Raw genomic sequence first — 22,908 nt, 5'->3', positions numbered from 1 at the left:
CGTGGCTTGGCCACCTGTTTCCATGAAATAGGCCACTAAGACGACCAACGATTTTCAAAGGACAATCCTTCAATGCAAGAAGTAACCGTCGAGCTACTCACTGATCTAGCACCAGAGGTAAACACGACGAGCCTACTCCTTGACCGCGTAGCGCGTGGTGCGCAACGCCCACTGTTCAGCGTGCAGCGCGACGGCACCTGGCATGATCTCAGTGCCGGTGATTTCCTCATTGATGTCAAGCGCCTGGCAATGGCGCTGATCAATGATGGGCTGCAGCCCGGTGACAAGGTCGCCATTATTTCCCGTACCCGCTATGAATGGGCTTTGGCAGAGGAAGCGGTGTGGTTCGCCGGAGGCGTGACGGTTCCCATCTACGAAACCTCCAGCGCCTTCCAGATCGAATGGATCCTGCGCGACTCCGGTGCGCGCGTGGTTTTCGCGGAAAACCACGAGCTGCGCGCTAACGTCCGCCAGGCGGCGGCTCAGCTGGGCGAACCGGTTCGCACACACATCTTTGAAGGCTCCGACACGGCGGACAAGACGCTCATTCCCTCCGCTGGCCTGCATCAGTTGATGGTTCCTGCCAACCAAGTCGATGAGCAGCTGGTCGAATCCCGCCGTGCTTCCATGGCCCTTGAGGATGTGGCCACGATGGTTTACACCTCGGGTACCACCGGGCGTCCCAAGGGCTGCAATATGACCCACTCGAACTTCGCCATGGTGGCGCATAATCTGGCCGGGCATATGCTCGAAGTGCTCGGGGAAGAGCGCCGAACGCTGATGTTCCTGCCGCTGGCCCACGTATTGGCTCGTGCCGTCCAGCAGACCTGCATCCACGGCGGGTCGGTGATTGCGCATTCCAGTTCCATGGCCAATCTGGTCGAGGATATGTCCGCGGTCAAGCCTGGCTTCCTGCTGGCCGTGCCGCGAGTCTTCGAGAAAATTCGCACCACCGCTTTGGCCACGGCCGAACGTGGCGGCAAGGCTGAGCTGTTCCTCAAGGCAGAACAGGCAGCCATCGAGGTTTCCAAGATCCGTGATGCGCGTGCGCGTGGCCTCAAGACTCGCATGCCCTTGGGCCTGCGTGCCCGCCATGCCTTGTTCAGCAAGGTCCTCTACCCGAAGTTGCAGGCCGTCTTTGGCGGCCACTGCGGTTACGCGATTTCCGGAGCCAGTGCATTGAACCCGGACTTGGCTCATTTCTTCCGCGGCGCTGGCATTGAACTGCTCGAAGGCTACGGCCTGACCGAAACCACCGCCCCAGCCACCGTGAATCAAGCATCACGAATCCGCGTGGGCACCGTGGGTCGTCCGCTTCCCGGCACCTCCATCAGGATCGCCGATGACGGTGAAATCCTGGTCAAGGGCATTGGGGTTTTCGCGAGCTATCACAACAATCCTGCCGCCACGGCTGCAGTCTTCGATGAAGACGGCTATTTCAAGACTGGTGATACCGGTGTCCTGGATGATGGAGGATTCCTCCAGGTCACTGGCCGCAAGAAGGAACTGATCGTCACCGCCGGCGGCAAGAACGTCTCCCCTGGCCCGTTGGAAGAGATGGTCCGCGCCGGACGCATCGTCTCCCAGTGCGTACTGGCTGGCGAACAGCGCCCATTCATTACGGCCATGATGACCCTCGATCCCGAAGAACTGGTGCTGTGGGCCAAGGCCAAGGGGCTTGAAGCAATGACCCTGGCTGAGGCGGCCATCAACCCAGCAGTGATCGCCGAGGTCCAGAGCTACGTGGATACCGCTAACTTGACCGTTTCCAAGGCTGAGTCCATTCGCAAGTTCGTGGTCCTGGAAGAGGAATTCACCGAAGCTTCCGGGCACCTGACCAACTCGTTGAAGCTCAAGCGCCAGAGCGTTCTCGAAGAATTCGAAGGCCGCGTGGAAGCCCTCTACCGCCAGTAATTCCCACTGGGTAAAGCAATGGGGAGCAGTTCGCCATGAACTGCTCCCCCAGTGCTTTAAGCCTTGTGCCAGCTAGTTGCCAATGCCGAACGCACGGGCCTCCTGGCGCAGCCGGGCCGCCTCACGGCGGCGGCCGGTTGGCCAGCAACTGATCAATACAGTGACGATCGTGGCCAGCACCAGCACGGCGATGCCAATGGCGCTATCGAGCCAGTACTGCTCTGGGTACAGGCGGATCAGCGTATCGCTGACGTTGAAGGTCCAGGTGCCGTCGGAGAAGAAGAGGGCATGGAACTGGGTGAAGAAATTGTCCCATCCCACAATCGCGGAGACGGCCAGCGCAGCAATGCCCGCCAAGGCCAAGATCGCTCCCGAGAACAATGCACGCCGTACGCCGCCTGCATAGCGCTTGGCGAGGTACCAAACACCGATGATCAAGATGACCGCTAGAACAGCTCCGAGGATATAGGCGAACCCGATGAGGTTCTTCACGTCCACCATGTGCTGGACTTCCCCTTCGGTGAACATGCTTGAACCGGTGGAAAGCTTCAAGCCGGCCAAGTATTCGGGGCCGGCAAAGTTGTTCAGGTAATCCACACCGTAGCTGCCGTAGGTCAGGCGTTCAGAATCGGTGAAACCAAAGGAATCGCTCGGGAATCCAGGGCGGCCGTAGGACAGAGCCAGGAAAGCCGGCGTCGCGACCAAACGGATGGCAGCGATCAAGGTCAGCAGCGGGAAGACCAGAGCCACGATCACCTGGGCAGTACGGCCCAGGGCCGGCTTCGAGTTCAGCGCCCGTTCGCGCGCAACCCGGCGCTTCACGGCCGCTTCGGAAGGTTCCGGTTCTGGCGCGTAGCTGCCAAAGACGCGGTTGCGCGCCTGGGCAACGGCAGCCTTTGTTGTTGGCAGGGATCCGGTCTTCGGAGCAGCAGACACCGGTGGCACGCTTTGCGCGGTGGTTGCCTTCTCGCTGGCCTGCGGCTCAGCGGACTTCCCGGCACCGGCGGCGGCTTCGCTTTGCACCTGCTTCTCCGCTTCGATTTCGTGCGGTAGCTTGATGGCGCGAATGACATCTTCTACTGGCTCTTTAGCGGCCGGCTTCGCAGCGGGCGCCTTGGCGGCAGGCTTCGCGGCCGCAGGTTTGGCCGCAACTGGCTTGGCGGCTGCCTGCTTGGACGCCGCGGGCTTGACGGGCGCTGGCTTGACCGGCTGCTTGGTTGCCGGGGCTTTGGCCGCAGCAGGCTTGGCCTCAGCTGGCTTGGCCGCAGGGGTCGCGGCAGGCTTGTCTGCCGCTGGCTTCACGGGGGCAGGCTGCGCCTTGGCTGCAGGAGCTGCAGTTGGGTTCTTGGTCTCGGCGTCGGTTTTGCCGGACATCGCGCGGCGGATGGCCTCTTTGCGGGCTTCTTCCTTTTGGGCAGCGGCGTTTGCCTGGGCCTGGTTCTTGTGCTTTTCCAGGCGCGCAGTAAGCTCTTCAGCTTTTTGGCTCAGGCTGGTCTGTGGGCCTGGCATGTTGCCAGTGGCAGCCGGTGCCGGCTGGCCCGTAGTTCCTTGCCCTCCAGTGGGGTTTTTCGCCGCCTCAGCCATGAGGAGTCCTCCTGCAATTCGCGCGATGGTGTGCTGTTTTGGGGTTGCTTTACGGGCCGAGTACGGCGCACGCGCCTTTAGCATATCCAGCGAGGCGAGTCATCTGACGGATTACCACACCAAAATTGGATTTCAGCTAGGACACAAAGAGGTGCTGCAGATGCCGCCGAAGTGCCGATGCAGGTTCAAGAATTCTTCGAGAAGAAGGTCTAGGCTTCTTCGTCGCCAGCTGGGAGCACAGCCAAGCGGACGCGAGTGTCAAAGCGCTGTGCACGGATATCGCGGGGACGGACCGAATCAATGGGCGAATCCGATGCATGGCGAGGTTCGCGAACCTTTGGTTCGCGATCGCGGACGGCATTCACCAACGCGTTCAGCTCATCTTCTGGTTCAAGCACATCTGGGATGGCGCCACGGATCAGACTCCACCCGCTGGGAACTGTCAGACGGTTCGCATGGCGGGCGCACAGGTCATAGCAGTGCGGTTCCGGGTACGTCGCCAAAGGCCCAAGAACAGCAGTTGAATCTGCGTATACGTAGGTAAGAGTAGCGCGGGCCGTTTCACGGCAGGCTGGGCGAGAACAAAGACGAAGACCTTCCACGTTTGCCATTCTACTCGGCTGGTCAGCACATCCTTGGGATCTTCGCCCATTTGCGGGCTGATGGGCACCGGCACAGTGTCGCAAGCGCTAGGCTGAGTTAATGAACTCCAAGTTGCCTGATCCGCCAAGCGGTTCCCGTCGCCACCGCCACGGACGCGGGCGGCGTGGCCCGCTGATGCCCATGCATCTTCCTGCTTACCGTTCACGGCCGGAACGATTTGATGATGCCGTGATGGCCAGTGCGCAAAGGCTCTCGGAACGCTGGCCCGGAGAAATTGAAAAGATCGATTTCCTGATTGATCCGGTGCCCAGTGACAAGCTGCTGGAACAGGCTGCTGCACTGGGCGAGCGGGTGCCGCTTGCATCATCAAAATCAGCTTCGGCTAGCCGCCCAGCGCGCATCATCATTTATCGCTTGCCCATTGAGCAGATTGCGGAAAACACCGGCGAACTCTTGGATCTGGTCCATCAGTGCGTGGTGCACGAGGTCGCGCAGCTTTGGATGAAACCCATCTCGGAAGTGGACCCCGCATATTTCCCTGAGGATCCGGACTACTAGGGCCATCTTCTCTAGCTGGCCTGGATCCGGCTTTCACGTCCCGGCGCATGGGAGGCCAGGCCAACGCGCACGGCACCGATCCATACCAGCGCAGCACCAACCAGGTGGGCGACCACAAGCAGCTCTGGGAGGCTGGTCATGGCCTGGATCGCTCCGAGCAGCCCCTGTCCGGCCAATACCCAGAGGTAGAGCTTGGCTTTGTGCGCCACGTCCGGTACTTGTTCTTTTCTTGCTTGACGCCACATCACCAAAGCAACAACCAGTGCGCCCACGGCTGCTGCGGCATGCACGAGAGTGATCTGCAGCCAGTCGAAGCCCATCCGCGGGACCTCGGCCGAGTCTCCGGCATGCGGACCTGAGCCGGTCACCCCGGTGCCAATGATGACGAGCAGGGCGCTGAGAACAACTAACCAGGTTCCCAGCGACTTCAGCGAATCCGTACTGGCTTTTGAGCCGGCGTTTCCCAGATTCTGCACCTTGTCCCAAGTGGCCGCAGCGGCAGTGAGCAGCAAGGTCGCAGCCAGGAAATGGGCGGCAACTACGTAGGGGTTCAGTTTCATCCAGACGGTGATCCCGCCAATGACCGCATTGAGCACAACAAGCCAGAATTGGAACCACGCCCATCGGGTGATGCCCGGAACTGGTTCGCGTTGCAGTCGGGCGGCAATGATGACCCAACCAACCGCTGCGCACAGGACAAAGGTGAGTAGCCGATTGACGAACTCGATGGTCGCGTGAATCCCCATTTCAGCGGTTGGCGCGATGGAGCCGCCGGTGCAGGTTGGCCAGTCGGGGCAGCCTAGTCCTGACCCGGTGACTCGAACGACACCGCCGCCGACAATAATCAGAATCGCTGCGATCATTGCCGATAGCGAAGCTGCCTTGAGCGAACTACGTTCCAACGTGATTCGCTCAGCCAGCCATGCGAAAGGGGTCTTCAATTATCCAGTTCCTTAATGGCGGATTCCTAGCCGCCGATGTTCACCACAATGCCGTCGCGTCCGGCATTCGCCTGTGGCATGGCAGCCCAAGCGATGGAACGTTCGGAACCGAGCACCAGCTGGGCCAGGTAAGCGTTGGCATCTGTCGAGAAGATGACTGCTTGGGCATCTTCGGAGACAGATTTCGGATCAAAGACAACATTCTGCCCGGCCTTGATCTGGAGTTTCTTCGGTTCCTCCAGCTTGCCGTCCTTATTAACCACCACTGCTTCCACCGCTGAGTCTGCAGCTACGGCGGCGATGGCGAATTTCCCAGTGCCATTAGCCGACAGCGGCATGGCCTGCGTACCGGCTAGCGCGTTGGAGCTCACCGCCCAGGCAGTGTCCGAGGAGTCCTTCGGGTCCGCACCGCGAACCATCTTCACCGCTGCGGTGACCGGAGCATCGGACTCGACAACTACCGTGTAATAGCCACCAGCCAGCTGGGTCAGATCCACAATCTTCGTCGCGTCGGAGTCGACGGCGAGGTTATCGTCGAAGCTGGCGGCGACTTCGCCGTCTTCGCCCAGGACCTTCACCTTGAATCCAGCGCCCGAGGAGCCGGTTGCCGCAACGTGCAGCTGTGGAACCAACGACTTGTTGTCCTTGCTGAGCTTGGAAATATTCTCCTTGCTCTCGATCCACACTCCCGGAATCACCTGGCTATTGGAAGCCGTCGCGTTGGCGCTGACCAGTTCAACACCCGACGGGGTCAAACCGCGCAGGGCGGCCTGTTGGACCGATGCAGTGATTTTTCCGCCAACACTGGTGATTTCAGCCGAAACAGAATTCAGGTTCTGCGCGTAGCCGCCGAGCACGATGGCCCGGCTCTCCCCCGCTGCCAGAACAATGTTCTGCAGCGTCGAGGTGTCGATCAAGCCGTCTGGACCTCGAAGCCGCAGGGATACCTGGGCAGTGGTATGCGTTGGGTTGGCCAAATGCATCACGCTGGTGGATCCGGTACTTGTCTGCAGGCCAGTGAATCGCCAGTTGGACGCCGGGGCCTGGCACGTTGCGGCAGCAAGCCCTGCCAGGTCGCCATCCTTGGCTTGGTAGCTGCGCACGGCGCTGCCCTTCGAAGCGATTTCGCCCAGTGGCTGCAAGGTGTAGACCTGGGCGTCATCGATATCGTTGGCAGTTGAAACCTTGCTGGCGCGGCCGGTCAGGCCCGCATCATCAGCGCCACGGGCCTCGGCAGCTTCATCCTCAGCGATGCGTCCAGTCAGCTCATGCGCGCCGCTGCCATCGAGCTTGGTGAAGGAGGAGCCCGGAATGCGCTTGGCCAGATCCGAAACGGCAATGCTGCGCAGGTTGCTGGAAATGTCCTTGGCACCTGGGGCAAACTGCGCATCGGTGCCTTCCACGCCCTTGAGCAGCTGCGGGGTTGCCGAGCAAACGCTGCTGGAGTCACCTGCGGGCAGGTTCGTCACGGCAGCTGGCAACGACTTTTCGGCCGGTGCCGGGGCAAAAATTGATCCGGCACCCACTGCAGCGCCGGCAGCCGCAACGGCTACCAGGCTGAGCAGAATCGCGCCGGTCTTCTTGCGCGTCGGCGCGGCTGCCGCATCCTTGGAGGCCGCGGCGCGGGCCTTGTCCAGCTTCTGGCGACGCTTCGATACGTTGCCGTCCACCGATTCCGCCTGCGGCCCGGCTGCAGGCGCAGCCAGCGCACTGGCAGCGGCAAGTTCTTCCTTCGCGGCGTTCCGCGCGCGAACCTTCTCCAGCCGATGGCGGCGCTTGGCAGCCTTCGGATCTTCCGGTTCTGATGCCTTCGCAGCTTCTTCTCCAGGCTTCGGGCCGGCCGGCTGGTTCTTCTCAGCCTCGGTGGAACCAGCGCCAGCTGCGGCACCAGTGGCTGCCACGCCGGCAACTTGCGCAGCTGCGCCTTGCTGCCCCGAGGAGTCCCCGGCATCGTTCTGCTTCCCGGAAGCCCTAGCCGCTTCTGCGGCCGGCGGCTTGACTGGTTCGGAAACAACTACCGGGTCCTGGGCTGCAGGCTTCTTCGGTCCAGCGTCCTGGGCGGCACCAGGCCCCGTCTTGCTTCCAGCCGCGGCTGGGCCGGCGTTCTTGGCAGGCTCGGCGCCCTGGGAGTGTTCCGGCTGCGCAGCTGCATCAGTGGTGCCCGCGGCGGCTGCATCAGTTGCAGGCAGTTTGGCGTGCGCAGCCTCGGGCTGCTCCGATCCGGCTTGAACGGAGTCCGGCTTGGGAGCCGGCTTCTGTTCCGCCGGTTCGCCTTGAGCCTTCGCCTGGGCAGCCTGCGCGGTGGGCACGGTTGCCGTGGCGTCCTTATTCCCTGACTTCGCCTCGGGTTGCGGCTTTGCTTTTGGTTCTTCCCGCTGAGCGGCCTTGGCTTCAGCCTTCGCCGCTTTCTCGGCGTTCTTCGCTTCGGCCTTGGACCGGGCATGGGCTTCCTTGGCGCGGGCCTTGTCCAATTTGGCATCGACCTTGGCCCGGGCCTTGGCAGCCTTTGTCTCAGCACGCGATAGTGTCGCCGACACTGGGGTGGTGTCCTTGGCTTCTGGTTGCGCGGAGGCCGGCTTCGGGGCCGGAGTCTGTTCAGTTGGCTTGTCAGCAGAATCCGCTGAGTTCACGTTCTTCTCGTCGCTCACTACTTCTTCTCCTGCTCGGCATCGGCGTCCGAAATCCGGTCGCTGAGCTTCGGGGTCAAGTTCTCACGAATCTCGCTGGCGCGTTCGCGTGCCTCGCGGCGGCTCAGTGGCATGGTGCCGGTAGCCGGGCTCTGGACTTCGGCGGCCGCCAAAACGGCCGAGCCGTCGGCGAGTTCTTCATTTTCGTCGCGTGGTTCACGGAAGCGGTATTCGTTGTTGCGGTAGTTGGCGAATCGCCGCGAGCTTGGCACTGGAATGGCCAAGAGGACGGTAATCAGCAGAACTATCGCGCTGAGCACCAGAACCGGTATGGCCGTGGAGTCCTTGTGCGACAACGTCAGCTTGCCGCCCTCGGCAGGAAGCTCGTAAGCCTGGGCCCATCGAGTTTCCGAATCCTCGGGATAGGACACCGAACGCAGGGATTCGCCATCAACGCTGGCCCGCAGCTTCGGATCCGACGCTGTTGCAAGGACCAGGGTCCGCTTGGCATCAGAAGCCGGAATTTCCAGATTGGCGATCTTGCCACGCTGGGTCGGCAATACGCTCACGTCACCGTTTTCAGCGACAACGCGGGCAAATCCAGCGCCCTGATTCTCTTCATCGGCTTCAAAATCCACTCGCCACAACCAGCCGCTGTCGGTCTGGCCGACCGATGCCAGCCCAGTTGCCGCATCCAGGATGCGCACGGTCGCTGGGACAGATTCACCAGTCTCGTTGAGCACGACAAAGCCCACGCCCAAGTCGCGCAGCGATTCGCGCGAATCCAATGCAGACTCGGAGAGCAGCATCGCTACGGCTTTGCTCTGAACCTGCGCGGTGGCAGAAGCTTCATTGCGTTCAGGATCCAGCAGCGGTCCGGTTAGCTGCTTGACCTGCGAGTAGCGGCTGATGCTGTCCAGGGTTTCACCGGAGCCCGAAACCAACTGGCTGTCGATTTCACCGGAGGAACGCGGGCTGAGCACCAAGGTGCGCTTCTGGAATTCGGAGCGTCCCGCATCGGCTGCCGTGGCAGGCAGGGTGCGAGGCTGGGAGCTGTGCACCTGCTGAGCCGAATTCAGGGAAGTCAGCGTTTCGGACTCCGCGGCCGGATTCAGCTGGGCACCAAGCAGCACGGCGCCGGAAGCGAGAACCGCGAGCACGCTGAATGCGGCCATCAGGCTCATCGCCGGACGAGAACCCTGCGTCCGCATCGAGCGCGGCTGATCTTCATGGCGCAGGGCAGCTAGCGCGTTGGCGGCAGCTGCAAGCAATGCAAACATGGCAAAGGAGACGAACGGACCGGTGTAGGCGCTCACCGCGGTGTGCGAGTCCAAGGTGAACGGGACAAAACCGACGGCCCATCCCGCTGCCAGCGACAGGACTGCGCCCCACAGCAGGCGGCGGGAGTTCCGGCGCATGCTGGAACTGTGGCTGAGCGAAGAACTCAAGGTCCCGAAAACAGCCAGCACGATGATTGGAGCCCCGACCAGCAGTGCGGCGACCAAAGCCCACGGACCGGCGGGCAGGAAGTCCCAACCCACCAGCGAGGCGTTGGCGTTGAAGGATTCCGGGAAGCCCAGCAGCATCTGCCATGGGGCAGCTGGCGAGAACGCGCGCGCCGCACCGGGCTCGGTGAACAGCAGCCGCAGATCGCCCAGGCCGGCAAACAGCAGCGGAAGATTCCACACGATTGCAGGCAGCGGGATCCACCACAGGCTGCGTGCGCGGCGCACCGAGAAGATGGCCAAAACGTAAATCAGGATGCTGGCGGTCAGGAAGAATGAAACGGAACCGGCGGAGATCACCCAGAGCAGCAAGGCGGCGCTAGCCGAAGCGGTCCATGCGGATACGGATTGCTGCTTCGGGTTCTTGGGCTTCGCGCCTTCGATGGCCACATGGGCATTCATGGCACGGATAATTGCCAGGAAGAACAGCGGCAGCAAGATGTGGATCAATACCGAGCCGACTCGTCCCGAGGCCAGCGAAGAGACCAGCGAAGGCAATAGGGCCCAGATCAATGCGGCGAAGAACCGGACAGCACGCGAACGGCTCACCGCGCCAATGCCCCACCACGCGGTCAGGGCGGCCAACGGCATCGCGGCGAAGAAAAGATAGATCGAAGCTTCGTTGGCATGGTTGAAAGTCACCAGCGAGAAAAGCCAGAACAGCACATCGGAGTTATCCGGCGGAGCGCTCAATCCGGTGGTGATGTTCTGCCACCACGATAGGGCGTTGGCGCCGATTTCCTGGTTGCTGTTGGACAGCGGGCGCAGCGCGCCGCCGGACAAAGCAGTGGATCCAAGCAGGCTGCGCCAAGCAACCAGCGAAGCGGCCCCGGAGAGCAAGAGTGCCAGAATCAGCGAGAGTACTGCGGTGGTGCGCGGCGGACGGGCGATTCGCACGAAGTCGGAGAAGTTGTCACCGCTAGGTTCAACCATCGCGTCGGCGCCACTGCCATCCCCGTAGACCTCGCCATCGGCACGCCCGGTGTTCACATTGCGGCGGTATTCGCGCACCTGTGCGCCGGAGACCATCAGCTTGCGGACCTGGCGGCGTGGAATTTCGCGGATCTGGGCGACGTTGCGACGTGAAGCGGCCAGCTTGCCCGGGGAGAACAGTCCGCGCAGGACCGAAGCCAGGTGGCTGAAGCCATGGCCCGGGTCCTTGGCCAGCAATGCTACGAGGAAGTGGCCGATGCCGCCGAGCAGCAATCCAATCCACAAGAACGGCAGTTCCAAAGGCGAAGCGAACTTCAAGCGCTGGAAGACCTCCGAGCGCTTGGCTTCGCGCGGGCCTGCCAGCGAGTCGACGACCTCGACCTGGTGGTACATCTTGGCACTTGGCACCACGACCACGCGGTGACCGGCCAGGCGGTTGCGCCAGCATAGGTCCACGTCGTCGCCACGGCCCGGAATAGCCGGGTCGAATCCGCCCAGCTGCTCAAAGACCTCGCGCCGGATAAACATGCCGGCCGAGGACACGGCAAAGTAATCGCTTCGTCCGTCGTACTGGCCCTGGTCGACTTCGTCGATATCGATCATGGTCAGGCGCTGGGCCTTGCGGTCCACGCTCAACCCCACCTCGACCAGGTGGCGCGGGTTATCGATGTCCAGCAGCTTGCAACCGGCAATGGATACCGATTCGGAGGCCTCAACGGTCCGAGTCAGCTGTTCCAGCGCGTCGGGAGCAGGCATGGAGTCATCGTGGATAATCCATAACCATTCATCACGGTCCGAACGCGCTTCGGGAAGTTGCGACACCGCTACTTCCAGCGACAGCCCCAGGGATCCTTCATCGGCCACCAGCAAGGCGGAGTTGGAAGGCAAGTTCGCCCGCAGGACCTCTAGCGATGCGTCAGAGGACGAAGCGTCAACTCCGACGAAGCGTTCGATAGGCCGGGACTGGTTTCGCAGTGCGGCCAAAGTGCGTGGTAAAAAGTCAGCGCCATCGTGCGAAGCAACGATGGCGGTGACATGAATTGGCGGACGAATTAGATTGCTCGTTTCCGTAGACGGCGACGTTCGCGCTCTGAGAGCCCTCCCCAGATTCCGAAGCGCTCGTCATTGCTCAAGGCATATTCTAGACATTCCGAACGGACAACACATGCGCCGCAGACGCGTTTCGCGTCGCGAGTCGATCCGCCCTTTTCAGGGAAGAACGCTTCGGGGTCAGTCTGTGCGCACAGAGCACGGGCCTGCCAGCCCAGCTCGCCCTCGTCAACTTCGCCGCCAACACCAAGCCAAACTGCCTTGATGGTTTCGCGCACTTCGTCATCCTCGTCGAGCTCAGGAGCCCACGAGCCAACCGAGGAGATTTCTTCGGTGTCGGATAACGTGTCGCGCTCTTTCAGGTAGCTGTCGGCCGCGGTCTCCAGATCGGCTGCAACTGCAACCCGTGCGGACTCACCGGCTTGAGGATCGACAAACCAGTCGGATGGTGCGTCCTCCAGCCCGTATTGAGCCGACGCAACAGCCGAGGTCGAAAATTCGGAGTACCCCTGCTCCAGATTCGCCATGGTGATGTTGACCTTTCGATTGGTTTGAGGAGATCGGGCCGTCATTGCTCCCGATCCATCCGGCAGCATTTATTCCATCGAACTAGCGAAAAGTGATGAACCTGCCCGGACTCACCATCTAATTACAGCCGTGTAACTCCGCTAGAGTCAAGCGGGGAGGTCATTCTAAGAAGAGTTCTCAGGAAACTCCCGGCACAACACGCCGTCAAAAGACGCACATGAGGTGGGCGAGTCCCGTCTTGGCTGAATTCTCGGTGAATTCTCAGTAATTAAATTTAAGGACATCCAGTGAGCAATAGCCTACAATCACGAACATTTGTCGAGAATCTTCTCGCGCCGCGACGCAGTTCAGCCTCCCCATGGCTCACCTGGTACTCCGTCAGCGGGGAACGCATCGAGCTGTCCGGACGGGTATTTGACAATTGGGTCGCGAAAAGCGCCAATCTCTTGGGCGAGGTTTTCGACCTCGATGAAGACTCGATCGTGGTGCTCGATTTGCCGGCGCATTGGAAGTCCCTGGTCGTAGCCCTGGCCGCGCTGCACCATGGCGCCACGCTGGTCGATGCTGGGCATGATGATGCACAGCAGGCATCGGTGTGGGTGACAGCCCAACCGGATGATGAGCGCATCCCCAGCAGCTCTGAAATCCTTGCCGTGAACCCGGCAGCTCTCGCGCTGTCCTTCGGCTCGGATCTCGGCCCTGTCGCAGAAGACTTCAATGCCTCCGTGCGTACCTACGGGGATCAGTTCTATCCCTCGCCAGTAACTGGTGATGCCTCAGCCATCGCAACCAATGGTGACACCCCGGTCAGCCTTGCCGCGTTATTCGATACCGAAGCTAAGGCGCAAGGAACAATTCTAGTGCGTGCTCAGCAACCCGTGCTCTCCTTGCTGCCCTTCGCCATTGGCCAGTGGGCAGCGGGTGACGGAATTGTGCTAGTAGAAGACGGGATGGAAGTGACCCAGCGCCTGCGCGACGGCGAACGCATTAACTTCGACTACCAACCAGCGGATTAGCGAGCCACCGTCGGTACCGTGCCGGTATCGGCCTGGCCAGCGGAGTGCGCTGCGTCAGCGCCGGTATCGGCCTTGTGATTGCCCAGAACTTCGTGGTCGTGGGCGAATTCTTCCTCCGCATCCATCGCGCTGCCGAAGACCCAGAAACGGTAGGCGAAGAAACGGAAGATGGTGCCGAGCACCAAGCCGACTACCGAACCGGCAATGAACACCGAGGTGGGATCGGTCAAGCCCAGCCAGTATTTGGTGACCCATACGCAGGCCGCGGCAATGCCCAAGCCGATGGCATTCATGATGATGAACATCACGAGCTCGCGCACCACATTGGCCTGGCGGCGGTGGCGGAAAGTCCAGTAGCGGTTGGCCACCCAAGAGAACATCGTCGCGACGACGCCAGCAATGATTTTCGCTTTAACCTGGGAATCGCTCATGGAACCGTGCAGGAGCCAGACGTAGATCCCCGAGTCGATGATGAACGCAACGCCACCGACGACGCCGAACTTCGCCACCTCGCGCCACAGCAACGAGATGAGTCCGGCTATTTTGAGTTTGATGCGCTCGAGCAATTGTCCTCCAGGGAATATTGTTCCCGTCTGGCTAGCAGTAACAAGGCGCGCTAAGCACTACGAGAAGCGCGCGATCTTGCTATTTTATCGGCACTTTCTGGAAATTGACCGAATTGTGAGAGTAATCAGACAACGCGCATGCGATTCTCAACGTCGCTTTCGATACCCTTGTAATCGTGAGCTTTCCAAAAATTGGTGTGATTGGTGGCGGGCAGCTAGCCCGAATGATGGCCCCCGAGGCCCTGAACCTAGGTTTCGAACTGCATGTTCTTGCCGAAGGTCCTGATGTTTCAGCTGCGCGAAGCGTTCCCGACGCTCCTGTAGGCGACTACAAAGACCTCGAAACCCTGCGTGAATTCGCCAAGGGCAAGGACGTTGTCACCTTTGACCACGAGCACGTGCCCAACGAATTCTTGACCACCCTGATCAATGAGGGCGTCAACATCCAGCCCCGTCCGGCTGCGCTGATCCATGCCCAGGACAAGCTGGTCATGCGCGAGGCCATCGAACGCCTCGGACTTCCGAACCCTGCGTGGGCCAAGGTTGACGATGTCGATGTCCTGATCGCTTTCGGTGAGCAGACCGGCTGGCCCATTGTGCTCAAGACCCCGCGCGGCGGCTACGACGGCAAGGGCGTGCGCATGCTGGACAATGCCCAAGACGCCAAGGATTCCGCCGACTGGTTCGCCCATGGCCCGCTGCTGGCCGAGGACAAGGTCGAGTTCTCCCGCGAACTTTCCGCGTTGGTAGCCCGCACCCCTTCAGGCGAGGCCAAGGCTTGGCCCGTGGTCCACACCATCCAGGTTGATGGAGTCTGCGATGAAGTGATCGCGCCTGCCCGGGATATTGACGAAGCCACCGCGGCCACCGCAGCCGATGCGGCCTTGCGCATCGCCGAAGAATTCGGCGTCACCGGAGTCATGGCCGCAGAGCTCTTTGAAACCCCAGGTTCAGGAGCCGGTTTCGTGATCAACGAATTGGCCATGCGCCCGCACAACACCGGCCACTGGACCATGAACGGTTCGGTCACCAGTCAATTCGAGCAGCACCTGCGTGCGGTTCTGGATCTGCCGCTGGGCGAAACCCGCGAGCTGGGCGTGACTGTGATGAAGAACTATCTCGGCGGCGCCAACCAGGACCTCTACTCGGCTTTCCAAGCCGCCTTGGCCGCCGCGCCAGAAGTCAAAGTCCATGCCTACGGCAAGTCCGTGCGCCCGGGCCGCAAGATCGGCCACGTCAACGTTGTGGCTAACGCCGGGCAAAGCGTAGATGAACTTCGTTCGCAGGCCAATAAGGTTGCCGCGCTCATCCGCGACGGCATCGAAGCCGCCGTCTAGACTTTATTTTGATCAAGAGCCGCTGCCGCGTACCGGGCAGCGGCTCTTACTAGAACACCGCAAGGAAATATCTCATGTCTGAAGCACCACTGGTCGGCCTCGTAATGGGTTCTGATTCCGATTGGCCGGTCATGCGCCTGGCCGCACAGGCACTGGCCGAATTCGGAATTCCTTTTGAAGCGGACGTCGTTTCGGCGCACCGCATGCCAGAAGAAATGATCGATTACGGCAAGAAAGCCCACGAACGCGGACTGCGCGCAATCATCGCCGGCGCAGGCGGTGCAGCGCATCTTCCGGGCATGCTTGCAGCTGTTACACCGCTGCCGGTGATCGGAGTTCCAGTTCCACTGGCTAAACTAGATGGAATGGACTCCCTGCTCTCCATCGTCCAGATGCCTGCAGGAGTCCCCGTAGCAACTGTTTCCATTGGCGGAGCACGCAATGCCGGCCTGCTGGCTGTGCGCATGCTCGCAGCGGGAACCGATGAGCTAGCCGAATCGTTACAGGTAAAGTTGCTTCAGTTTGCAGATTCACTGCGCGAGCAAGCCCATGCCAAGGGTTCGGCTTTGCGCGCTGAAGTTGCCAACGAGAATTTCGCTTCCTAGGGAAAGTCCAAAAGTACATGGGTTCTGCCAGTCACCGCGCACCAAGTCCGTTGCGCCAGCCGGAGACCATCAGCTCTCCGCAGCGCAGCAAGCGGGCTCTGATCCTGGTCCTGCTGACCATCTTCTTCCCCGGCGGCGCTCAGCTGGTCGCGGGAAATCGCAAGCTTGGACGGATCGCAGTGTCCATCACCATGGCCTGCTGGCTGGCCATTCTTGCGCTGGTTGCCCTGTACTTCATTGATCGTTCGATCATTCTCGGCTGGGTTGCCCACCCGAACTTCCAGCTGTTCCTGATCATCGTGCTCGGCACGCTGGCCCTGGGCTGGCTGATCATGTTCATCAACACCTTGGTGATTATCCGGCCTAAGCTGCTGGCCCCTGGCATGCGTGCCATCGTTACCATTTTCACCCTGGCAGCCGTGGTGGCCACCAGCGGTGTCTTCATCTACGGCGCCTCGCTGCTGAATACCGGACGCGAAACCATTGTGGCCGTATTCGATGAAGGACCCGCCTTCGAGCCAGTCGACGGGCGCTACAACATCGCAGTGTTCGGTGCCGACTCCGGTGCCAACCGCGAAGGCGTCCGCACCGACGTTGCGGCTCTGCTTTCTGTTGATGCCAAAACCGGCAAGAGCCTGCTGATCTCGGTGCCGCGCAACTTCCAGAGCGCACGCTTCGCCCCGGGCTCGCCCATGGAGAAGATCTGGCCCGAAGGCTACAACTGCGGCGACGAATGCATCTTCAACGCCATCTACCGCAATGCCGAAACCGAGCACGCGGATGCTTTCCCCGAGACCGTGAAGAACGTCGGCGCGCAAGCTGCCATGGACGCGCTGGAAGGCACCACGGGGCTCCCTGTCCAGGGCTACGTCATGATCAACATGGCCGGGTTCGAGCAGTTTGTCGACGCATTGGGCGGGGTCACCATCGACTCCGGCGGATGGGTTCCCTACAACGGGAAATACCACGAAAACAGCACCGTGCGCACGCACTGGTTCGCACCGGGCACCCACGAATTCACCGGCAAGCAGGCATTGTGGTTTGCTCGCTCACGCGACTTCACCGATGACTACCACCGCATCAAGCGCCAGCAGTGCTTGCAGCAGGGAATCATCAAGCAGTTCAAGCCGCAAACGATCCTGAGCAATTTCACTTCGATCATGTCCGCCGGTGAACAGCTGGTTGAAACCGACATTCCAGCAGGTCAGCTCGGTTCCTTCGTATCCCTGGCCGAGAAGGTCTCCAAGGAGCCAATGGCCCGCTTGACCCTCGGTGCGCCGGACTTCGAACGCAGCTTCTCCACCTACCCCGACTTCGACAAGCTGCAAGAGCGTATCCAGACGTTGATCGCAAAGCAGAACGAGCCGGAGAAGAAGAAGGAAAAGAAGAAGGACAATCCTGAAAAGAGCGAGGACTCCTCCAAGTCCTCGGCTCCGGAAGAAACAACCCAGGCTTCCGAAGAAGCGCCGGAAACCACTGACGTGAACAATGCTCCGAAGCTGTCGAAAGAGGACAGCCCGGAATTCACCCAGCCAGATGGCAGCCCGATCACCGAAGAGTACTTGGTGCAATTGGAAATGGCCGGCTACCGCACGTTGATTTCAGAGATCGCGGCCAATAACGACGAATGCTCGGTTCCGTAAACGGTTAAGACCCCCCGACCGCCATGCGACCCAACTACCGCTCCTGAAAGGCTATGGTCAAAAGACGTGTTCGAGTTGAAAAACGCGATTAGGGACTACCACTGGGGATCTGCTTCGCAGATTTCCGATCTGCTCGATCTGCCCGCGGAAACCACCCCGCAGGCCGAGATGTGGCTCGGTGCCCATCCCGGGTGCCCGAGCCGGATCTCCGATAGCGGGACAGCGCTCAATGATTTCATCGCCCAGGATCCAGAGCACATACTGGGTTCAGCAGTCGCCCAGCGCTACGGACGTCTGCCCTACCTTTTCAAGGTGCTCTCGGCGACCCAGCCGCTGTCGATACAGACTCACCCCACGCTGAAGCAGGCCCAAGAGCGTTTCGCCCAGGAAAACGCGGACGGCAAGCCTTTGGATGCGGCTGACCGCAACTACCGCGATGACAACCACAAGCCGGAGATGCTCTTTGCCCTGACCGACTTCGTGGCGCTATCGGGCTTCCGCCAACCAGCGCAGATTGTTGAAGACCTGCAGATCCTGGCCGCGCAGCTGCCGGACTCGGCGCATGCACCGATAGGCCAGCTGCTCGACCTGCTGCAGGGCACCGATCCGCTGGCCCGGACTTTCAAGCATGTGCTGACCGCGGGGGAGGAAATTTCCCAGCTGGTAGCGCAGATCAGCGAAGCAGTGGCCGGCAGCCCCGAATTGCACGGCAATGCCCATTTCGCCGAGCTAGCCTCGATCAACAAGATCTATCCTGGCGATCCGGGGGTCTTGGTCGCACTGCTGCTGAATTTGATCTTCCTGGAGCCTGGCCAGGCCATCAGCCTAGGTGCCGGCAACGTCCACGCCTACCTGCGCGGTTTGGGAATCGAGGTCATGGCCAATTCGGATAATGTGCTGCGTGGAGGCCTGACCAGCAAGCATATCGATGTTCCCGAACTGCTGGACGTCACCATTGCCGCCCCCTCCCCTGCCCCGATCCTGGAGCCGGTGGCCCTTGATACCCACGACCGCTTGTACAAGCCCGACTTCGAAGAGTTCCAGCTGCAGGTACTCGATCCCATAGAGCCGGGCCTTGCCGCTGATCTGCAGCTGCACGGTGCCGCTGTGCTGCTGTGCACCGCCGGTGAGTTCCTGGTCGCCACCCGCGAAGGCGAACGCAGCATCAGCCGCGGGCAGTCGTTGTTCCTCACCGCGGCCGAACTGCCAGCCACCGCCATTTTGCAGGGCACCGTTCCGGGCCAGCTCTTCGCAGCCAGCGCCCAGATCGACTAGCTGCACTGCACTGAGGCCCTTCGTGGCACTATAGGGGCCAAACGCAAAACTGCGAGCCATGGACTTGAATCAAGTCCATGGCTCGCAGTTTTGCAATCAGATGCGGATTAGCGGGTGTAGGCTTCCCACTTATCCTGGTGGTGCTCACCCTCGACGAAGCGGATGGTGCCGGACTTGGCACGCATGACGATCGACTGGGTGTGGATGCGGTTGTCCTTGTAGCGGACACCGCGCAGCAGGTCGCCATCGGTGATGCCGGTCGCTGCGAAGTAGCAGTTATCCGAGGTCACCAAGTCGTTCGTGGTCAGCACGCGGCCCAATTCGTGGCCGGCGTCGATGGCCTTCTGCTTCTCGTCGTCATCAGTTGGCCACAGGCGGCCCTGGATCACGCCGCCCAGCGCCTTGATAGCGCAGGCGGTCACGATGCCTTCAGGGGTGCCGCCGACACCCATCAGCGCGTCAACGCCGGTGCCTTCGCGGGTTGCGGCGATGGCGCCGGCAACGTCACCGTCCATAATCAGCTTGGTGCGGGCACCAGCCGCGCGGATCTCCTCGATCAGGCCAGCGTGGCGTGGGCGGTCCAGGATGGTCACAGTCACCTGGCTGACCTTCTTGCCCTTGGCCTTGGCGATCAGATGCAGGTTCTGCTTCACTGGCAGGCGGAGGTCAACGAGCTCTGCTGCTTCTGGCCCGGTGACCAGCTTCTCCATGTAGAACACGGCGGAGGGGTCGAACATCGAACCGCGGTCGGCAACGGCCAACACGGACAGGGCGTTGTTCAGGCCCAGCGCGGTCAGACGGGTTCCGTCAATCGGGTCGACTGCGACGTCGCATTCGGCGCCGGTGCCGCTGCCAACCTGTTCTCCGTTGAACAGCATTGGAGCTTCGTCTTTTTCACCTTCGCCAATCACGACAACGCCGTTGAAGTTCACGGTGGACAGCAAGCCGCGCATGGCGTCGACTGCGGCACCGTCTGCGGCATTCTTGTCACCGAATCCGACCCACGGCGAGGAAGCGATGGCTGCCGCTTCGGTTGCACGCACCAGCTCCAGTGCTAGGTTGCGGTCCGGCTCCGCGTCGGAAACCGACAGTCGCGGAGAAAGGTGGGCATAATTGTTCTTTTCGGTCACGAAAGATCCCATCACTGAGTCGTAGTCATTGCGCCTATGCAAACAAGGACATTCTATCCTCTAGAGTTTTCGCTTTACAGTTCGTGTCGGGAGTGCCTGCTCATAGTTCGACGTGCGTTTGGGCACTCTGGTTCGAATTCCACAGAATCTTCGGGGAGAATGGAAGGCGTGCAACCTGAGAAGAACACCGAGAACAGCGTCCCGGCTACCGGCAACACGGTCAACGGTACCCAGACGCCTGCTGCGTCCCCTCGAAGCCTCGACGATCCGAATGCCACCTTCGAGGATCTGCCGTACAAGCCGCAGCTCACCGAGAAGCAGGCCAAGCGCGCGAACCAGACCTTCAAGGGCATGGTGCTGTCCATCGGCTTCACGGTTGCCATACTCATTCCGGTGCTCATGCTCAACCCGCCGCCCAAGGACGACGCGTTTGAAAGCGACGTCAACCTGCAGGCCACCGCGGAACAGACGGAACAGATTTCTGGCTTTGAGATCTTCGCCCCGGAACTGGGCGACAAGGAATACGCGAACTTCGCTCGCTGGCAGGCTAACACTGCACAGGGTGTCCCCTATTGGGAATGCGGCCTCGTCTTCGAAGACAAGAACTTCGTGTGGGTTCGCCAAGCTGCTGACGCCAACCCGACATGGATTGCCCTGATCACCGATGCGGCGACGCCCACCGAAACTCGCACCATCGGCGGAGCGCAGTGGGAAGTGCGCACCAAGGACCAGAGCACGTACCTGATCTCCGAGTTCAAGGACTCCACCGTCGTACTTTCCAGTGACACCTCGGCCGAACAGCTGAACAGTGTTGCCGAACAGGTCGCTAGCGAGCTGGATTAAGTCACGTTCACGGGAAAAGCCAGTCATATATTCGATATTCGAACAGCATCCCGTAGAATCTGAGTCATGCTCTCTGAATCAACACAACCGACCCTGACGCCTAAAGAGGCTTGGGAAAAGCTCAGCGCCGGCAATTTCCGTTTCGTCAACGAAGATACCCAGCACCCCAACCAGGACAGTGCTCGACGGCAGAAGTTGATCTCCGGCCAGGAACCTTTCGCTGTCATCTTCGGCTGCTCTGATTCCCGCCTTGCGGCAGAGATCATTTTCGATGTGGGTTTGGGCGACATGTTCGTGGTGCGTACCGCAGGCCACGTCCTGGATCCGGCAAGCCTCGGTTCATTGGAATTCGCCGTTGACGCCCTGAACGTGCCGCTGATCGTCATCCTCGGGCATAACTCCTGCGGTGCGATTACCAGCGCCATCCAGGCCAAGGAAACTGGCAACATGCCCAAGGGCTTCGTTCGCGACCTGGTCGAGCACATCACCCCTTCAGTCCATGCCGCCGAACGCAAGGGCATCACCGACGTGAACGGCACCGTTGTCGAGCACGTCAAGCAGACCACCGACCGCCTCGTCGACCTGTCCAGCATCATCGCGCTGGCCATCGAAGAGGGCCGCACCGCGGTCGCCGGCGTTGCCTACCACCTGCACGATGGCCGTGCCCAGCTGGTCTCCAGCCTGGGCCTCGACTAGAAGCTCCAAGCTTCAGGAAAAGCCTTGTAAAACGGCTTTTATTCCCAAATCGGTGAAGCGTCACTGTTGGTTGTGATGTTTACGTCAGAGACCTGTCATTCGATGACGGTTCGGGCGTACTCTGGGCTCATGACTAACAGTGACGATTTCCGTATCGAACATGACACCATGGGCGAAGTCCGAGTTCCGGCTCAGGCCCTGTACCGCGCGCAAACCCAGCGTGCCGTCGATAATTTCCCGATCTCGGGCAAGACCTTGGAATCCTCGCATATCAAGGCCCTGGCCCAGGTCAAGAAGGCCGCCGCACGAGCCAACCTGGCGCTAGGCGTTCTCGACGAAGAACGCGCTGAGGCCATTGTGGCCGCAGCCGATCAGGTCGCTACCGGGCAGTACGACGAGCACTTCCCCATCGACGTATTCCAAACCGGTTCCGGAACCAGCTCGAATATGAACACCAACGAAGTTCTCGCCGAATTGGCCACCCGTGCCTTGAAGGCCCGGGACAGCGGCACCGAGGTCCACCCGAACGACCACGTGAACGCCTCGCAATCTTCCAACGACGTCTTCCCGACGTCCGTGCATGTTGCCGCCACCGGAGCTCTGCTCAATGACCTGGTCCCGGCCCTCGGAACCTTGGCTTCCTCACTGGAGGCGAAGTCCGCCGAGTTCAAGGATGTGGTCAAGTCCGGCCGCACCCACCTGATGGATGCCACCCCAGTCACCCTTGGCCAGGAATTTGGCGGCTACGCGGCACAGGTACGCTACGGCATTGAACGCATCGAAGCGGCCCTGCCACGCGTTGCCGAAGTTCCCCTGGGCGGCACCGCGGTAGGCACCGGCATCAACACCCCGGACGGCTTCCCGCAGCAGGTCATCGAGTTCCTGCGCGAAGACACCGGCCTGCCCATCACCGAGGCGCGCAACCATTTCGAAGCACAGGCCAACCGCGACGGACTGGTCGAGGCCTCCGCAGCTTTGCGCACCATCGCTATCTCGCTGATCAAGATCGCCAATGACCTGCGGTGGATGGGCTCCGGCCCCAACACCGGCTTGGGAGAAATTGCGATCCCTGATCTGCAGCCAGGATCCTCCATCATGCCCGGCAAGGTCAACCCGGTCATTTCGGAGGCAACCATCCAGGTAGCAGCCCAGGTCATCGGCAACGACACCGCCATCGCTTGGGCCGGAACCAACGGCGCCTTCGAGCTGAACGTGGGCATCCCGGTCATGGCCTCCAACCTGCTCGAATCCATTCGCCTGCTGTCCAGCACCTCAACGGTGATGGCCGAAAAGATGATCGACGGCATCAAGGCCAATGTGGAACGCGCGCGCTTCCTGGCCGAGGCTTCCCCATCGATTGTCACCCCGCTGAATAAGCTGATCGGCTATGAAAACGCAGCCAAGATCGCCAAGAAGGCTGTTGCCGAGGGGCTGACCGTACGCGAAGCAACCATCGCTTTGGGCTTCGTTGAACGCGGTGAAGTCACCGAGGAACAGCTCGATCAGCTTCTGGATGTTTCCACCATGGTGGGCAAGCACTAATTCCCTGCTGCT

General features: G+C 60.9%; 18 protein-coding genes. 10 read left to right on the top strand and 8 right to left on the bottom strand.

All coding sequences use genetic code 11. The features are described from left to right. Nucleotides 1-72: 72 nt before the first annotated feature. Nucleotides 73-1,914 (top strand): AMP-dependent synthetase/ligase, encoded by a 1,842-nt coding sequence (locus M2368_RS07200; protein WP_498724289.1) that lies wholly within the window; start codon nt 73-75, stop codon nt 1,912-1,914. Between the two features lie 72 nt (nt 1,915-1,986). Here M2368_RS07200 and M2368_RS07195 read toward each other — a convergent pair whose 3' ends face one another. Continuing rightward, the gene (locus tag M2368_RS07195) at nt 1,987-3,423 is read right to left on the bottom strand and encodes a TIGR01906 family membrane protein (RefSeq protein ID WP_498724288.1); all 1,437 of its coding nucleotides are present in this window, start codon (nt 3,421-3,423) and stop codon (nt 1,987-1,989) included. Nucleotides 3,424-3,707: 284 nt separating this feature from the next. Then, nucleotides 3,708-4,109 (bottom strand): DUF3499 domain-containing protein, encoded by a 402-nt coding sequence (locus tag M2368_RS07190; protein WP_208294212.1) that lies wholly within the window; start codon nt 4,107-4,109, stop codon nt 3,708-3,710. Between the two features lie 91 nt (nt 4,110-4,200). Here M2368_RS07190 and M2368_RS07185 point away from each other — a divergent pair, with 91 nt between their 5' ends. Next, complete coding sequence (locus M2368_RS07185; protein ID WP_105657471.1) at nt 4,201-4,659, top strand: metallopeptidase family protein; 459 nt, start codon at nt 4,201-4,203, stop codon at nt 4,657-4,659. A gap of 11 nt (nt 4,660-4,670) precedes the next feature. Here the strand turns inward: M2368_RS07185 and M2368_RS07180 are convergent, their stop codons facing one another. The 4 genes from M2368_RS07180 to M2368_RS07165 are packed head-to-tail and all read right to left on the bottom strand — an operon-like array spanning nt 4,671 to nt 12,242. Further along, nucleotides 4,671-5,600, bottom strand: coding sequence for a COX15/CtaA family protein (locus M2368_RS07180; RefSeq protein WP_498724287.1), 930 nt, complete (start codon nt 5,598-5,600; stop codon nt 4,671-4,673). Between the two features lie 26 nt (nt 5,601-5,626). Continuing rightward, the gene (locus M2368_RS07175) at nt 5,627-8,248 is read right to left on the bottom strand and encodes a DUF5719 family protein (protein ID WP_498724286.1); all 2,622 of its coding nucleotides are present in this window, start codon (nt 8,246-8,248) and stop codon (nt 5,627-5,629) included. Further along, a complete protein-coding gene (locus tag M2368_RS07170; protein WP_498724366.1) occupies nt 8,248-11,706 on the bottom strand; it encodes a glycosyltransferase family 2 protein in 3,459 nt (1,152 codons plus the stop codon). The genes M2368_RS07175 and M2368_RS07170 overlap by 1 nt, the downstream gene beginning before the upstream one ends. Before the next feature lie 11 nt (nt 11,707-11,717). After that, the gene (locus M2368_RS07165) at nt 11,718-12,242 is read right to left on the bottom strand and encodes a WhiB family transcriptional regulator (protein ID WP_402696659.1); all 525 of its coding nucleotides are present in this window, start codon (nt 12,240-12,242) and stop codon (nt 11,718-11,720) included. Between the two features lie 288 nt (nt 12,243-12,530). Here M2368_RS07165 and M2368_RS07160 point away from each other — a divergent pair, with 288 nt between their 5' ends. Further along, the gene (locus M2368_RS07160) at nt 12,531-13,259 is read left to right on the top strand and encodes a TIGR03089 family protein (RefSeq protein ID WP_146112920.1); all 729 of its coding nucleotides are present in this window, start codon (nt 12,531-12,533) and stop codon (nt 13,257-13,259) included. On the opposite strand, the gene M2368_RS07155 is transcribed toward M2368_RS07160, so the two are convergent. Next, entirely contained in the window at nt 13,256-13,825 is a 570-nt protein-coding gene (locus M2368_RS07155) for a GtrA family protein (protein WP_105657466.1), read from the bottom strand. The genes M2368_RS07160 and M2368_RS07155 overlap by 4 nt on opposite strands. A gap of 176 nt (nt 13,826-14,001) precedes the next feature. On the opposite strand from M2368_RS07155, the gene M2368_RS07150 reads away from it, so the two are divergent. From M2368_RS07150 to manA, 4 genes are all read left to right on the top strand, one after another. Continuing rightward, nucleotides 14,002-15,162, top strand: coding sequence for a 5-(carboxyamino)imidazole ribonucleotide synthase (locus tag M2368_RS07150; RefSeq protein WP_498724285.1), 1,161 nt, complete (start codon nt 14,002-14,004; stop codon nt 15,160-15,162). A 74-nt stretch (nt 15,163-15,236) separates the two neighbouring features. Beyond that, complete coding sequence (gene purE, locus M2368_RS07145) at nt 15,237-15,767, top strand: 5-(carboxyamino)imidazole ribonucleotide mutase (protein ID WP_105657464.1); 531 nt, start codon at nt 15,237-15,239, stop codon at nt 15,765-15,767. A 17-nt stretch (nt 15,768-15,784) separates the two neighbouring features. Then, nucleotides 15,785-17,410 carry an LCP family glycopolymer transferase gene (locus tag M2368_RS07140; RefSeq protein WP_402696483.1) on the top strand — a complete coding sequence of 542 codons (1,626 nt, stop codon included), beginning with the start codon at nt 15,785-15,787 and terminating at the stop codon, nt 17,408-17,410. A 66-nt stretch (nt 17,411-17,476) separates the two neighbouring features. After that, a complete protein-coding gene (gene manA, locus M2368_RS07135; protein WP_332727329.1) occupies nt 17,477-18,685 on the top strand; it encodes a mannose-6-phosphate isomerase, class I in 1,209 nt (402 codons plus the stop codon). 107 nt (nt 18,686-18,792) lie between these two features. On the opposite strand, the gene glpX is transcribed toward manA, so the two are convergent. After that, a complete protein-coding gene (gene glpX / locus M2368_RS07130; RefSeq protein WP_105657461.1) occupies nt 18,793-19,827 on the bottom strand; it encodes a class II fructose-bisphosphatase in 1,035 nt (344 codons plus the stop codon). Between the two features lie 156 nt (nt 19,828-19,983). Here glpX and M2368_RS07125 point away from each other — a divergent pair, with 156 nt between their 5' ends. The 3 genes from M2368_RS07125 to M2368_RS07115 all read left to right on the top strand — a co-directional run bounded on the left by M2368_RS07125 (nt 19,984) and on the right by M2368_RS07115 (nt 22,896). Continuing rightward, nucleotides 19,984-20,658 carry a DUF4245 domain-containing protein gene (locus M2368_RS07125; protein ID WP_332498477.1) on the top strand — a complete coding sequence of 225 codons (675 nt, stop codon included), beginning with the start codon at nt 19,984-19,986 and terminating at the stop codon, nt 20,656-20,658. 66 nt (nt 20,659-20,724) lie between these two features. Continuing rightward, nucleotides 20,725-21,354, top strand: coding sequence for a carbonic anhydrase (locus tag M2368_RS07120; RefSeq protein WP_105657459.1), 630 nt, complete (start codon nt 20,725-20,727; stop codon nt 21,352-21,354). A gap of 129 nt (nt 21,355-21,483) precedes the next feature. Beyond that, the gene (locus M2368_RS07115; protein WP_105657458.1) at nt 21,484-22,896 is read left to right on the top strand and encodes a class II fumarate hydratase; all 1,413 of its coding nucleotides are present in this window, start codon (nt 21,484-21,486) and stop codon (nt 22,894-22,896) included. Nucleotides 22,897-22,908 lie beyond the last annotated feature (12 nt).

Origin of the sequence: Arthrobacter sp. JUb119 (assembly GCF_024807995.1) — a bacterium.
Lineage (GTDB): Bacteria > Actinomycetota > Actinomycetes > Actinomycetales > Micrococcaceae > Glutamicibacter.
Note: the sequence above shows the minus strand (reverse complement) of the source record. Positions and strands in the feature narration are given on the sequence as shown.

Bases quoted from the DNA above. Each gene is read 5' to 3' on its own strand.
- M2368_RS07200 (WP_498724289.1), top strand. From the start codon at position 73: ATGCAAGAAGTAACCGTCGAGCTACTCACTGATCTAGCACCAGAGGTA.
- M2368_RS07195 (WP_498724288.1), bottom strand. From the start codon at position 3,423: ATGCCAGGCCCACAGACCAGCCTGAGCCAAAAAGCTGAAGAGCTTACT.
- M2368_RS07190 (WP_208294212.1), bottom strand. From the start codon at position 4,109: ATGGCAAACGTGGAAGGTCTTCGTCTTTGTTCTCGCCCAGCCTGCCGT.
- M2368_RS07185 (WP_105657471.1), top strand. From the start codon at position 4,201: ATGAACTCCAAGTTGCCTGATCCGCCAAGCGGTTCCCGTCGCCACCGC.
- M2368_RS07165 (WP_402696659.1), bottom strand. From the start codon at position 12,242: ATGGCGAATCTGGAGCAGGGGTACTCCGAATTTTCGACCTCGGCTGTT.
- purE (WP_105657464.1), top strand. From the start codon at position 15,237: ATGTCTGAAGCACCACTGGTCGGCCTCGTAATGGGTTCTGATTCCGAT.
- M2368_RS07140 (WP_402696483.1), top strand. From the start codon at position 15,785: ATGGGTTCTGCCAGTCACCGCGCACCAAGTCCGTTGCGCCAGCCGGAG.
- glpX (WP_105657461.1), bottom strand. From the start codon at position 19,827: ATGGGATCTTTCGTGACCGAAAAGAACAATTATGCCCACCTTTCTCCG.
- M2368_RS07120 (WP_105657459.1), top strand. From the start codon at position 20,725: ATGCTCTCTGAATCAACACAACCGACCCTGACGCCTAAAGAGGCTTGG.
- M2368_RS07115 (WP_105657458.1), top strand. From the start codon at position 21,484: ATGACTAACAGTGACGATTTCCGTATCGAACATGACACCATGGGCGAA.